A 12,681-nucleotide genomic window follows, 5' to 3' on the forward strand; every position below is an offset into this window, starting at 1 on the left:
CGAGTATGTATGATAGCCCATCGCCGATGCATAAGGGCCACGCCATCCAAGCTCCCCATCATCTTGGGCAATGTCGCCGTCACATCAGCGCATCGAGGCGCGCGATTGCGAGCTTTGCTCCGCGTCTTGCGCCATGATGATATGGCGGGTTTCAATCCGGTGCTAGATCCACCCTGTTACTTGGCGTCTTCGGTGTAATCGGTGATGTACTCGTCGGAGATGACAGTCCGTGTGGTCGGAACTGGATAGCCTGTTTCCGCTTCGTACTCTTCGGGGGTGACCCAGCGAGACTCGTTGCGGCTTACGACCAGCTCCACTTGACCCGTTCGAAGATTAGGCAAGCCCGCAGCTTCTCCGACGTTCTGGACGTAGGACTGCAGGAACATCATCTTCTTGTGTTCGTCGTCCGCAGAGGTCCACTCGTCCTCGGAGTACAGGCCCGTGTCGATAACCATCTTCTTTGCTGTGGACATCGTCATGCAGCCGACCGCAGTCTGCGAAGCGGCGATGCCATCGCGACCCTCTTCCCAATCGACTCCGCCCTGGTACACAAACCAGATGGCCTGCTCTCCACGCACGCTTTCATAGCCCGCAACCGCTTGGAAGTACGCCTCCCGCCAGTTTTGACCATCATCCATATATGGCCCTGGATGTAGTAGTACGACCCTTCGCCCTGGAATCCGAACAAGCCCGTAGCGGCTTCATGTAGCTCGGATTCGGACAGCCAATTAACTGGCAAGGCGGGAATGATTGCCGACGTCGATACACCTCCCGCAGCGATTTCGTCGGTTGTCATAGGGTGGACGATCTGCCCATTTTTGATTTCACAGGCATCCACGCCAAACTGCATCTCTGTCGCAAACGCACCCGAAAAGTACGAGAAGTAACCCTGCCAGCCAAGCGCACTGAGCGAATTGCCCTTATCGAAGTCCGATAGCACGGTTTCATCCACCTGCTCCGCAGGCAGCTCCGAGCGCAGGACGTCGCCCATGACCTGGCCGTACAGCCAAGCGTTATCCTCGCTCACTACATCCTCGAGTCGAGCATCGCCACCGGTGTACCGATACAGGCCTTCGTCAGAAAGATAGGCATCGATCTCGCTCGGCTCCATTGCCAGCAGCTCGGCAAGCTGCATGAAGTTATCGGGGTCACCCGTTGCGGATGCCTGGACTTCGGTCTCCTCCTCCGGAACCTCCTCCTCATCGGCAGCTGGCTCCTCGGCCTCCTCAGCAAGCTCCTCAGCTGCCGGAGAATCCTCCACGATCTCGGTCTGCGGCTGCATCATCGGAATGACGACATCCGTGACGACGCGGTACAGCGCGTACGCACACAGTGCGGTCGCAAGCGCCGTGATGATGAAGATGATGAACAACGGGACGCTCTTGAGCGTCAGGCGGCGAAATGCCGAAAACCCTTTGCGCTCCGGTTTCTGATCAGCCTGAGTCCCTTCGGTACTGGATGCATTCGCTTCAGAGAGGAAGGCGTCCGAGCCGACATCGCCCTGCTGCTTCTCCGCGGCTGAAACGTCCCCGGCCTCGACGCGCGCGCCGCACGAGGTGCAGAATTTCGCTCCCCGTGTAAGTCGAGCGCCGCAGTATGTGCAGAAAGATGTCTCGCTCATCCGGCTCGCCCTCCCCTAACGTCCCTGATTGCCGTTTCTACTACGCCTTCGTCAGCGTGTAGATGTCCTCGCAATCTGCATCCGTCGTAAACCAGCTCTCCTCGTATTCAACCTTGGTGTAAAGAGCCCCGTACGCCGCGTTTGGATCATCGCGCTCGCTGAAACCGAAACTAACCGTAATGACCCCATCGCCGGTATCGGGCATCTCGTACTCGGCGACATACTGCATACTCTTCATATGGTTGTAGTTGTGCCCTAGCGTACTATCCCTTTTCAGCGTGGCGGTAAACTCAATCGGCCCGATTTCCTTGTCACCCTCAGTGGATTCCTGATCGCTCTCAGTTGGAGCGTGGTAATGCGCGAGGCCCGAGAACGTGCCCTTCACCTTTCCCGTCGTCGGGTCAACCGACTCGATGTCGAGAGTAAACTCGCTGTTTTCCGCGCCGTAGCAGATTCCCTTGCCCGACTTGCCCGCCGTCTCTTTGAACGTGCCCTTCCAGGTTCCTATCAGCTTGTCAAACGAACTTTTATCTGCGTCATCATCCAGCACCACATCATCCAGACGCCAATCCCCATTATTGAATTCAAAGGTGGCGGTGACGTCACAGCGCGCATCGAAATACGGGGATCCGGCGTCGCAGGCAATCGTCACGGCGCTGGACTGGCCATCATCGCCAAGCTTCACTTCGCTAACCGTAAACTTACCGTTCTCGTACAGCTTCTAAACCTCGTACCAGTCATCCGCATGCGTTACGATTCCGTCAGCCTTCCGCTGGATAACCTCCTCGTTGGGACCCTTCTTTGCCGTATATTGCGAATCGCTCGTGCTCGCCGAGAACGGCTCCCACGAATTGCCCTGCTTGATATAGGAAACTGACACAGTGCGCTCGGCATCGACGCCAGTGCTAGACGCCTTCACCTTCACGTCAGCGCCATAGTACTCGGAACCGACACCGCCGAAAAGCGTTCCTTCCAGGCTCTCGCGCTCCTCGTTCACGATCTCAAAGGACGAGATTTTGAACGAGTCGCCGTAACCGTATTCGCCGTCATCCGCCCAGTCCGACAGCTCGGCACGAACATCGGCCTCGATGCGACCTCGATCGGGCTTCCCGTTCAGCAGGCCCGACAAGCCGCCGAAGCACACGACCACAACGAGCACCACGGCAACAGCAGCCCCGGCAAGTATCGCCGGCTTCGGAATCTTGCCGCCCGAAAGATGCTTGGAAACCATGTCCTAGGAAGACGGATGCTTGGGCTCGTTCGCCTGGTTTGCGGCAGCAGTGCTCTCCTGAGGAGCAGGATTCGCCAGCGGCCTGGGAGCGTCTTGAACAGCAGCAGCGGCGGCATCCTGGGAAATGGGCTCAGCGGAAGGAACGGCATCGTCTAGAGCCGCCGCACCATCCTCCTGAGGCACGGTGTCGTCTTCTCGAGCGGTTGCGCCCGAATCATTTACCTCCTCAGCGATTGGCTGCTCCTCCGTCGAGCCGCAAGGCTCCTGCTGCAGCAGCTCCTCGCCACCCGTCTCGTCTTCCTGCTCAACGGGATATCCGCACTTCGCGCAGAAACGATAGCTCGGCTCGACCTCGTATCCGCAGTTCTTGCATTTCATCGGTTCAGCTCCCTCCTGCCAGCCAGGCATGCTCCCGCACTCGATTCCGAGCACGTTCCTTCTCCTTGCGCCAACATTAAACTGACCCACGGCCTAAGAGTTGCGCATTTTTCGACATACCTGCAGGTGAAGCCGTGCCAAACAGGGCATCTAGAAGCGCGAATGCGCCCGCGCGGCCATCTCTGCCCGCCTTCTGCTACTCACTCTATTGATTTTTAGAACCGTAAAAAGGGTGAATTAAGGAGTAATTTTCAGCTTAATCTGCTTGAGGCGCCGAGCATTTACCAGCCGGCTCACATCAAGCCCCTCGGCGACACAACGCCTGAGAAGATCAGAAAGGGCAATGCCGACCTCGGCAATCTGGTCGTCGATCCTATGCTTCAGCTCAACCCATTTGGATAGGTCCGCACGCACACGGGCAGCCGCGCTGTCGGCCTCCACGGTCGGATACAGCTCCCGCACGATCTCTGCAACGCTTGCCCCCTGGAGAAACATCCGTCGCGATGCCTCCCTATCCGCCCTTGACCGAGCGTTCTTCGCGTCGGTCTTGCGCTGCCGGGAGCAATACCGTCGCTCGGCCCCGCGATGTCCGACCAGCGAAAACGGCTTTCCGCATTGCTCGCAGTATCCGATTGACACCCTGCTGAGGCGTCTAGAGAAGTCGTACCAAAGCCATGCCAGAAAGCTCTCAAAAGAGAGATTCCCCGTCGCATCGTAATCTGCAAACGCATCAACATGCACACCATCGAGATGAGCCGAAACGATCGCCCTCAGGAGGGCAGCGATTGCGGGGAGATCCTCGGCGCATAGTTCCGAATCTTCGAAGACATACCTGTCGGGCTCCACGGCAAAAGTGGCAAGCGCCTCCTTGCCATCGGCAATCCCCGCATCTTCCATGAGCTCCTGTAGGTCGGAGGCATCCATATCTTCCGCAAGCCGAATCGCTACGAACTCCAGATAGGTCAGATCCGCTTCGTCGTGCCGAGCGACGGAGACGTAACAGATTCCATCGGCATCCTCCGTGCGCCGAATCATCGGCCGCGTCGAAACGACGTCTCGATATTCCCCGCAAACCGCAATGGCAACGTCGAGCTCATCGAAGCCGACACCTGCTGCCGAATCGATTACCCGCTGCTTATGCACCCGTCCGAGCGCCTTGAGCGACGATATCGGCTTCAAGCCGTTGGCGCATTCCTGAAGCCTCGTCGCGAGCATCGCAACGTCCGCCGCGTACTTCCATGCACGAAGCGATTCGATATGCGATGAGCCGAACAGCGGTCCCGACCACTGTGCGAATGCGTAAAGCATCGATTCCGCACGCTGCGCGTCGGAAGATTCCGCCGAAGGAGAGCATAGCGCGAGGTCGATGAGATCCTTCGTTGCCGCAGGCGATGACATCATCGCGCGCTGAGAGGGCTCGGCACTCATCAGCTCCCGCGCGGACAGCACATCGAATTCGAGCACCCCATCATCGCGCAGCATAACCCCTCGGAAGGGAATGAATCCCTGAGAGGTCTTTGTCTGCACGAACGACATGGGGAGCGCTCCTTCAAGCGAACGGAAACCTATCGACCATCATGGAAAACGCGCGCGGTTCGCAGGCCGCGCGCGTTGGCAGTTTTTACTTGTCGAGCTTCTCCATGGAGTCGAGCATCTTGTTGAGCTTCTTTTTTGCCTCGGCCTTGGTCTTCTCCATCTCGATGCGGGCCTTTGCGGCCTCGGCGGCCTTCTTCTCGGCCTCGGGATCGGGAACCACAAGATCACTTGCGTCGTGCTCAACCATGGTGAGCGCATGGTCCTCGCAGGCCTCGGCGCACAGGCCGCAGCCGATGCAGTAGGTCGGCTCCACGGCAAAGCGCCCGGCGCCCACGAGGTCCGTGGCGTGCGTGGGGCAGATCTTCACGCACTCGCCGCACAGGGTGCACTTGGAGAAGTCGCACTCAGGGGTCTTGACCTGGATGTTCTCCGCGAGCTCGGGATAGGACTGAAGCGTCGACAGCATGAGCTGGCGGCCCTGCGTCAGGATGCGGCGACGCTTCTGCGTCGTGGTGCCGCAGGCGTTCTTGAGGGTCTTCTCGAGCGCCGAGATCTTCTGCGAGTGGTCCTTCAGGCGCTGGGCGACCGAGGTCACCGCCGCCGTCGCGGGGTTGAGCTTGCTCACCGCAAGACCCGTCGTGCGCATGATATTGTCCATGAACTCCTTGCGCTCGAACTCGCGGCGCTTCGTGCAGGTGAGCGCCTTCGCGTCGACCTCAAGGCCCAAGCCGGCGCCCGCCCACTCCTCGGCGGTGGCAATCGCGTTGCCCAAGATCTCCTCGCCGGTGGTGTTCTTGCAGTTCTCGCAGATATCGAGCGGCAGATACACGCTTACGTTCGGGTAGTCCACCAGCACCGAGAACCAGACCTCGGGCGTCACGTCGCCGATGCAGGCAACGACGACCTCGTTCTCGCGCGGTAGGCGACGCAAGGCGCGCGTGCAGGTCACATAGGCCGTCTCGTACGCAGCAGCGGCACCCGCGATGGCGTCGTACAGTTTCTTGGGCTGGATGCGCGGCGACACGAACGCCTCGGTCGGGCACACGGCAGCGCACAGACCGCACTTGCGGCAGCTGTCTTTGATCTCGATGCAGAATTCCTCGATGTCGATCGCATCGACCGGACAGGCATCCATGCAGGCGGTGCAGGAGCTCTTCTCGTAGTTGCACACCAGGCACGGGATGGAGTTGGCGCGCGGACGCTCCTTGTAGTCGGCGGGATTCCAAACCGGCGCATCGGGCGCATCCACGCCGAGCAGCGCATCGGTCACGCCGGAAAACGGGTCCTTCAGAGCGCCAAGGCCCTTGCTGATATCGATGATGTCGTCGAACAGGTCGTGCTGCTGCGCCATAACGAAAACGCTCCCTCATGCGAAGGGGCCGACAGGCCCCACGTTGCAACCCTTCAATTGTAACCGGACTTACCGGGAGATGAACGCACCGATCCGCGTTGCCACCTATCCCCCGCCCTTCTTAGACAGCAAGAACACATCGACTGTGAGGGAAAGCTAATTATGAAGCCCGTTTTCAGCGAATCTCTCTGACAGAGCTGAGTACAGCGCAATGCCGAGAAACTCTCAACTGGGAAAACGCCGCGCAGCGAGCTCCCAAAACGGCCCTTCACTCCAAGACCCAAATGGGATTCGCTGAAAACGGGCTTCATAAGTTTTGCAATGCCAAAAACAACTGCACTACCCGTTCCACGCCGACGCCCACATTCTTCGCTCTTCTATGACAGCAAGAATGAGCTGATTGCACGGGCAGACGAAATATGAAGCCGGTTTTCGGTGTATCTTTCGGACCCTGCCGAGTACAACCCGATTGCGAGCAACTCTCAACTGGGAAAACGCTGTTCGTCAACAGCCCATATGGGTGCTCTACTCGGGGAGTTCAAAAAGATACACCGAAAACCGGCTTCATAATAAGCTGACGTGTCAAAGCAGCGCGCCGAGTCGGCGCTATCGGAGCCATAAACAGGAAGCCCGGAGGCGCGAAAGCGCCTCCGGGCTTCCGAAGGAAGTTCTAGGCCGTTACGGCTTAGTACATGCCGCCGCCCTGAGCGTTGGCGGTAGCGGCCGCGATGGCGTCCTCAAGCTGCGTGTTCTTGGGAACATCCGTCACGGTGGCCTCGGTGATAAGGATCAGGCCGGCCACGGAAGCAGCGTTCTGCAGGGTGGTGCGGGTGACCTTGACCGGGTCGAGCACGCCCATCTCGATCATGTTGCCCCACTCACCGGTAGCGGAGTTCAGGCCCTCGCCGGCGGGCAGCGAAGCGACCTTGTCGACGACGACGGCGCCCTCGAAGCCAGCGTTCTTAGCGATGGTGGCAACCGGAGCGGTCAGGGCCTTCTTGATGATGTCGATGCCGATCTGCTCCTCGGGATCGGTGATCTCGATGCTATCGAGCGCGGGAGCGGCGTCCATGAAGGCCACGCCGCCACCGGCGACGATGCCCTCCTCGACGGCAGCGCGGGTCGCCTGCAGGGCGTCCTCGACGCGGTGCTTGATCTCCTTGAGCTCGGTCTCGGTCGCAGCGCCGACCTTGATGACGGCAACGCCGCCGGAGAGCTTGGCCAGACGCTCCTGGAGCTTCTCGCGATCGAAGTCGGAGTCGGTGTGCTCGATCTCGCCCTTGATCTGCGCAACGCGGGCGTCGATGGCGGCCTTGTCGCCCGAGCCACCCACGATGGTGGTGTTGTCCTTGGACACAGTCACGCTCTTGGCGGTACCGAGCATGTCGGCGGTGATGTCGGCGATCTTGATGCCGAGCTCATCGAGGGCAGCCTGGCCACCGGTCAGGATGGCGATGTCCTCGAGCATGCGCTTGCGGCGGTCGCCGTAGCCCGGCGCCTTGACGGCGCAGACGTTGAGGGCGCCGCGGATCTTGTTGAGCACGAGGGTCGGCAGGGCCTCACCGTCGATGTCCTCAGCGATGATCAGCAGGCTCTTGCCGGCGCGGGACACAGCCTCGAGCACGGGCATGATGTCCTGGACGTTGGAGATCTTCTGATCGGTGATGAGGATGTAAGGATCCTTGAGGGTGGCCTCCATGCGATCGTTATCGGTCACGAAGTACGCAGAGACATAGCCCTTATCGAACTGCATGCCCTCGACGGTGTCGATGGTGATGTCGAAGGTCTGGCCGTCCTCGACGGTGATGACGCCGTCCTTGCCCACGACGTCCATGGCGTCGGAGATCTTGGCGCCGACGTTGGGGTCGCCAGCAGAGATGGTGCCGACGGAAGCGATCTGCTCCTTGGTCTCGACCGGCTGTGCCTGCTTCTTCATCTCCTCGACGGCGGCGGCGACAGCCTTCTCGATGCCGCGGCGGATGGCCAGCGGGTTGGCGCCGGCGGCCACGTTGCGCAGACCGTCGTTGACGATGGCCTGGGCGAGCAGGGTCGCGGTGGTGGTGCCGTCACCCACGGTATCGTTGGTCTTGGTGGCGACCTCCTTCACCAGCTGGGCACCCATGTTCTCGATGTTGTCCTCGAGCTCGATCTCCTTGGCGACGGAAACGCCGTCGTTGGTGATGGTCGGCGCGCCATAGGAGCGCTGCAGGGCGACGTAACGGCCCTTGGGACCCATGGTGACGGTAACGGCGTCGGCCAGCGTATTGACACCCTTGGCGAGCTTGGCGCGCGCGGTGGTGTCGAAGGTGATGTTCTTAGCCATGTTTATTCCTCCGGGGAATGGTTGAGTTACGAAAACCTACGTGCAGCGGATGGGCTACTCGACGATGGCGTAGATGTCGTCGGCGCGCATGAGGAGGTAATCCTCGCCGTCGACCTTGATCTCGTTGCCGCCGAACTTGCCGTAGATGACCTTGTCGCCGACCTTGACGTCCATGGGGATGCGCTGGCCATCGTTATTGAGCTTGCCCTCGCCGACCGCGACGACCTCACCGCGCTGCGGCTTCTCCTGGGCGTTGCTGGCGATGTACAGGCCGGAAGCGGTCTTCTGCTCGGCTGCATCGGGCTTGATCAGGACGCGGTCTCCAAGCGGCTTCAGACTCATGCTTGATTCCTCCTTTTGCGCTGGCGGGCCCATGTGACGGCACCCAACCAGCCTTGACCTTTCGTACGCCAAGAATAATACCCAGCAATCCCGACTTATACAACGCAATGGCAAAAAATCTTATTAATCGGCACTTAGATTTCTTCAGTGCGCTCGCATAGGTCGTGTTACGGCTGGTACCGCCGCGCAAACGCCCGCAAATGCTTGCTCTATACTTCTAGGCGCATACCATACGAGGAGCCCCGTCGCCCGCATGCGCCCGGAAGCTCCCCAGGAAGGACCTGTTATGGACGCACCGAACGCAGCACCCTCCCCCATCGACGCCACCGCCGCAATCAAGCAGCTTGGCGCAGAGTACGAACCCTACATCATCGAGCAGCGGCGCCACTTCCATAAGCATCCCGAGCTCAGCCTGCATGAGTTCCAGACCACGGACGACATCGCCGCGCAGCTCGACGCGATGGGCATCCCCTACGATCGCCCGCTCGAGACCGGCCTCGTGGCCACGCTCGCCGGCACCGCAAAGGACGCCTACAACGCCGACGGCACTCCGCGCCGCCGCCTCCTGCTGCGCGCCGACATCGACGCCCTGCCCGTGCTCGAGCGCACGAACGAGGAGTTCGCCAGCGTGAACGAGGGCGTCATGCACGCGTGCGGCCACGACTGCCATATCGCGATGATGCTCGGCGCCCTCCAGATCCTCTCCCGCATGACCGACCAGCTGCACGGCGAGGCCCGCATCGTGTTCCAGCCCTCCGAGGAAAACGGCAGCGGCGCCAAGATGATGAAGAAGACGGGTGTCTGCGACGGTGTCGACGGTGCCTTCGCCATGCACATCTGGAGCGAGGTCGACGCGGGCACCATCTCGTGCGAGCCCGGCCCGCGCATGGCGAATACCGACTGGTTCCGCATCGATGTGGAGGGCACCTCGTGCCACGGCGCCATGCCGCAGCGCGGCGCCGACGCCATCATCGCCGCGGCCGAGATCGTAAACGGCCTGCAGACCATCGTCAGTCGCGACCTTTCGCCCTACGAGCCCGCCGTCGTGACCGTCGGCGAGCTGCACGGCGGCACGGCGCGCAACGTCATCGCCGGCTCCGCCTACCTCACAGGCACCGTGCGCACCTACAGCGACGCTACGCACGACATCATGCCCACCCTCATCGAGCGCATCTGCACGCACACGGCGATGGCGCTCGGCGCCGAGGCCAAGCTCACCGACTACACGATCGCCAACTACAAGGTGGACAACGACGCGCAGGCAAGCGAGCGCTGCCGCCAGGCCATCGTGAAGGTGCTCGGCGAGCAGGGCGTCGGCAGCTACCGCGGCACGATGTCGGGCGAGGACTTCTCGGAATACCTGCACGAGGTGCCCGGCGTGCTCGCGTTCGTGGGCTGCCGCAACCCCGCCATCGGCGCCACCTGGGCCCAGCATTCCTGCTACTACAAGGTCGACGAGACCGTGCTCGCCAAGGGCAGCATGACCGCCGCACAGTACGCCGTCGACTTCCTGGCGGAGTAGCGCCGCGCCACACGTCACACGCCGACAAGCAACCCAAAACAGCGAAGCGGGGCGCCTCGACGCCCCGCTTCTCATATCGGCCAGAAGGTTTTGCAAGCTCCTCGCCGCTAGACGACGGGACGCCCCTCGGTTCCGGGAATCGTGAACACGAAGTCGCTCTCGCCCTCATGGATCCACGCCGGCGCATAGCGCTGCGCCCAGTAACCCAAGGCGCGATACGCAAGCACGCTGGTAAAGGCCGCAGCGCAGAACACGACGAACACCATGGCCGCCACGCAGATCACGAGCGGAATCGTCGCGAAGAGCTGCTCCACCGCGTTGCCGAACACCGAATACATGGTCCAGCTATCGAACATACTCCCCGTCAGCGGCATCAGAATCATGAGTACGATGTACATGGCGATGCCGACGAGCATCCTCGACAGGATCGAGGCGCAGAAGAGCTTGCCCGCGGTGCCCTTGACGACGCGGACCACCTTGCCGAGGGCGAAGGTCGACTCGACGCGACCGGTCACCGCCATGTGCATGACGGCGGCATCGCCGAACATGGTGAACAGGACCGCCAGCACGATCGTCGCCAAGATGAGAATCAACAGCACCAGCACGCCGAGCCCCGCCGGGAAGCCGCCGGATGAGTAGCCGCCTCCAAAAAGCGCGGAGAGGATGCCCGTTCCCGTGGTGAGGGTAAGGAACGCGATGAAAATCAGCAGCGGGATGAAGGCGACCGTGAAGAACAGGCTCCGGACCGCGTTGCCGAAAAAGCCGAGCGAAAACAGCGAGGTGCGCAGCAGCGGCGCCTTGGTATCGAAGCCGCGCCCGCGCGAGAGCTCGCGGCCCCACTCGATGGCGTAGCCCTCAGCGCAGATGCTCGCGCACCACGCGAGGATGAGCCCGATGGCACCTGCAACCCAGCCGATCATCGGGATGATGAACAAGACGACCGAGGCGACGGCGATGATGCCGGGCACGAAGGCGATCTTGAGTACGCGCTGAAGGGCGCCGGGCACCTTCGTGATATCGTCGAAGGCCTGCGCGAGGCAACCTTTGGGATGAGCTGCCACAGGCCCCGAGCCCGCGGGCTGAGAGCTGCCAGACCAGTCGAACGTCGGCGCCGTCTGCGCCGTCGTGGGCTGAGCTGTTGTGGGCTGGGCATCAGCTGTCGCCTGCGTGCCAGATGCCGGCCCCGATGCCGCCTGGGCCTGCTGCGCCATGCGCGCGTTCGGCGCGCCGCATGCCGGGCAGAAGCGGTCGTAATCTTCCATCTTGGTACCGCATTTGTTGCAATACATAGGACCTCCCTTGCAAAAGCGCCGTGCATGCTGGCGCGAGTCCTATTGTATGGCAGGGTTTCCGCCGCATAATTGCGCAATTTCATGTGAAACAGAAGGGTGTCCGAAAAAAGAAGCCCCGCAGCGCAGAGAGACTGCGCCGCGGGGAGGCATCCAATACCTATAAGGATGAGGGCAAAGCCGTTAGAACGCGGCCTGGACCGAATCGCCGAAGGTGTCGGCGAGGTACTCCTTGAACTCGTCGGTCGTGAGCACGTCGACCAGCGCGGCGATGCGCTCGTCGTCCTCGAGGTCGGGCGTCGTCACGATGACGTTGGCGTACTCGTTCTTGATGACGTCGGAGTCGGCGCTCTCCTGCGCCACGGCGTCGGCAAGGGTCAGGCCCGCATCGATCGCGTAGTTGCCGTTGATGACGGCGAAGTCCACATCGGCAAGCGTGGAGGGCAGCATGGCGGCCTCCTGCTCGAGGATCTCGATGTTATGCGGGTTGTCCACGATGTCGTTGGGCGTGGCGGTGATACCGGCGTCCTCGGACAGGGTGATGACGCCGTGCTCCTGGAGCAGCAGCAGCGCACGGCCCTCGTTGGTGGCGTCGTTGGGCACCGAGATCGTGGCGCCGTCGGCCACGTTGGCCAGGTCGTCGGACTTGCCGGCGAACACGCCCATGGGCTCGAAGTGGATCTTGCCCACGCTCACGAGGTCGGTGCCGTTCTCCTCGTTGTAGTTGGCCAGGTAGTTGAGGTGCTGGAAGTAGTTGCAGTCGACCTCGCCGGCGCTCGTGTCCTGGTTGGGCAGGATGTAGTCGGTGTACTCCTTCACCTCGAGGGTGATGCCCTGCTCCTCGAGCTTGGGCGCGGCGAACTCGGAGAGGATCTCCGCATGCGGGCTCGGGCTCGCGGCGACCGTAAGGGTGACGGGGGAATCGACCGCAACGGAGCCGGATGCGGAGGTGTCGTTACCGCCGCAGGCGGAAAGGGAGCCGGCGGCCACGATGCCGGCGGCAGCGGCGATGAACGAACGGCGGGAGATGGTGGAATCAAAGCTCATGATGAAAGCCTTTCTTACGAAGCGATGGAGATTGAGATTAC

At 61.4% G+C, this 12,681-nt stretch carries 12 protein-coding genes; 1 reads left to right on the forward strand and 11 read right to left on the reverse strand.

What is annotated here, in order from left to right; all coding sequences use genetic code 11:
* Positions 1-176: 176 nt before the first annotated feature.
* The 9 genes from H6A16_RS09185 to groES form a co-directional block, all read right to left on the reverse strand.
* Positions 177-473: a hypothetical protein gene (locus tag H6A16_RS09185; RefSeq protein ID WP_204618457.1), complete on the reverse strand. Its 297-nt coding sequence runs from the start codon at positions 471-473 to the stop codon at positions 177-179.
* Positions 474-475: 2 nt separating this feature from the next.
* Positions 476-1,621, reverse strand: coding sequence for a zinc ribbon domain-containing protein (locus tag H6A16_RS09190; RefSeq protein WP_204618459.1), 1,146 nt, complete (start codon positions 1,619-1,621; stop codon positions 476-478).
* Positions 1,622-1,661: 40 nt separating this feature from the next.
* Positions 1,662-2,306, reverse strand: coding sequence for a hypothetical protein (locus tag H6A16_RS09195; RefSeq protein ID WP_204618461.1), 645 nt, complete (start codon positions 2,304-2,306; stop codon positions 1,662-1,664).
* A 36-nt stretch (positions 2,307-2,342) separates the two neighbouring features.
* A complete protein-coding gene (locus H6A16_RS09200) occupies positions 2,343-2,852 on the reverse strand; it encodes a hypothetical protein (RefSeq protein ID WP_204618462.1) in 510 nt (169 codons plus the stop codon).
* Between the two features lie 3 nt (positions 2,853-2,855).
* Positions 2,856-3,230 (reverse strand): zinc-ribbon domain-containing protein, encoded by a 375-nt coding sequence (locus H6A16_RS09205; protein ID WP_204618464.1) that lies wholly within the window; start codon positions 3,228-3,230, stop codon positions 2,856-2,858.
* A gap of 237 nt (positions 3,231-3,467) precedes the next feature.
* Positions 3,468-4,766, reverse strand: a complete 1,299-nt coding sequence (locus H6A16_RS09210; RefSeq protein WP_204618466.1) for a hypothetical protein — start codon at positions 4,764-4,766, stop codon at positions 3,468-3,470.
* Positions 4,767-4,851: 85 nt separating this feature from the next.
* Positions 4,852-6,117: a 4Fe-4S binding protein gene (locus H6A16_RS09215; RefSeq protein WP_204618468.1), complete on the reverse strand. Its 1,266-nt coding sequence runs from the start codon at positions 6,115-6,117 to the stop codon at positions 4,852-4,854.
* Between the two features lie 685 nt (positions 6,118-6,802).
* Positions 6,803-8,440 carry a chaperonin GroEL gene (groL, locus tag H6A16_RS09220; protein ID WP_204618470.1) on the reverse strand — a complete coding sequence of 546 codons (1,638 nt, stop codon included), beginning with the start codon at positions 8,438-8,440 and terminating at the stop codon, positions 6,803-6,805.
* 54 nt (positions 8,441-8,494) lie between these two features.
* Positions 8,495-8,782, reverse strand: coding sequence for a co-chaperone GroES (gene groES, locus H6A16_RS09225; RefSeq protein WP_204618472.1), 288 nt, complete (start codon positions 8,780-8,782; stop codon positions 8,495-8,497).
* 286 nt (positions 8,783-9,068) lie between these two features.
* Between groES and H6A16_RS09230 the strand changes: the two genes are divergently transcribed.
* Complete coding sequence (locus H6A16_RS09230) at positions 9,069-10,304, forward strand: amidohydrolase (protein WP_204618475.1); 1,236 nt, start codon at positions 9,069-9,071, stop codon at positions 10,302-10,304.
* Between the two features lie 107 nt (positions 10,305-10,411).
* Here H6A16_RS09230 and H6A16_RS09235 read toward each other — a convergent pair whose 3' ends face one another.
* Positions 10,412-11,593, reverse strand: coding sequence for a DUF4013 domain-containing protein (locus H6A16_RS09235; protein ID WP_204618513.1), 1,182 nt, complete (start codon positions 11,591-11,593; stop codon positions 10,412-10,414).
* A gap of 183 nt (positions 11,594-11,776) precedes the next feature.
* Positions 11,777-12,640, reverse strand: coding sequence for a MetQ/NlpA family ABC transporter substrate-binding protein (locus H6A16_RS09240; RefSeq protein WP_204618477.1), 864 nt, complete (start codon positions 12,638-12,640; stop codon positions 11,777-11,779).
* Between the last annotated feature and the right edge of the window lie 41 nt (positions 12,641-12,681).

It is taken from the genome of Collinsella tanakaei (assembly GCF_016900375.1).
In the GTDB taxonomy this organism is placed as follows: domain Bacteria; phylum Actinomycetota; class Coriobacteriia; order Coriobacteriales; family Coriobacteriaceae; genus Collinsella.

Excerpts from the sequence above, each read along its gene's own strand:
- H6A16_RS09185 (WP_204618457.1), bottom strand. The coding sequence starts at position 473 with ATGTCCACAGCAAAGAAGATGGTTATCGACACGGGCCTGTACTCCGAG.
- H6A16_RS09190 (WP_204618459.1), bottom strand. The coding sequence starts at position 1,621 with ATGAGCGAGACATCTTTCTGCACATACTGCGGCGCTCGACTTACACGG.
- H6A16_RS09200 (WP_204618462.1), bottom strand. The coding sequence starts at position 2,852 with ATGGTTTCCAAGCATCTTTCGGGCGGCAAGATTCCGAAGCCGGCGATA.
- H6A16_RS09205 (WP_204618464.1), bottom strand. The coding sequence starts at position 3,230 with ATGAAATGCAAGAACTGCGGATACGAGGTCGAGCCGAGCTATCGTTTC.
- H6A16_RS09210 (WP_204618466.1), bottom strand. The coding sequence starts at position 4,766 with ATGTCGTTCGTGCAGACAAAGACCTCTCAGGGATTCATTCCCTTCCGA.
- H6A16_RS09215 (WP_204618468.1), bottom strand. The coding sequence starts at position 6,117 with ATGGCGCAGCAGCACGACCTGTTCGACGACATCATCGATATCAGCAAG.
- groL (WP_204618470.1), bottom strand. The coding sequence starts at position 8,440 with ATGGCTAAGAACATCACCTTCGACACCACCGCGCGCGCCAAGCTCGCC.
- groES (WP_204618472.1), bottom strand. The coding sequence starts at position 8,782 with ATGAGTCTGAAGCCGCTTGGAGACCGCGTCCTGATCAAGCCCGATGCA.
- H6A16_RS09230 (WP_204618475.1), top strand. The coding sequence starts at position 9,069 with ATGGACGCACCGAACGCAGCACCCTCCCCCATCGACGCCACCGCCGCA.
- H6A16_RS09235 (WP_204618513.1), bottom strand. The coding sequence starts at position 11,593 with ATGTATTGCAACAAATGCGGTACCAAGATGGAAGATTACGACCGCTTC.
- H6A16_RS09240 (WP_204618477.1), bottom strand. The coding sequence starts at position 12,640 with ATGAGCTTTGATTCCACCATCTCCCGCCGTTCGTTCATCGCCGCTGCC.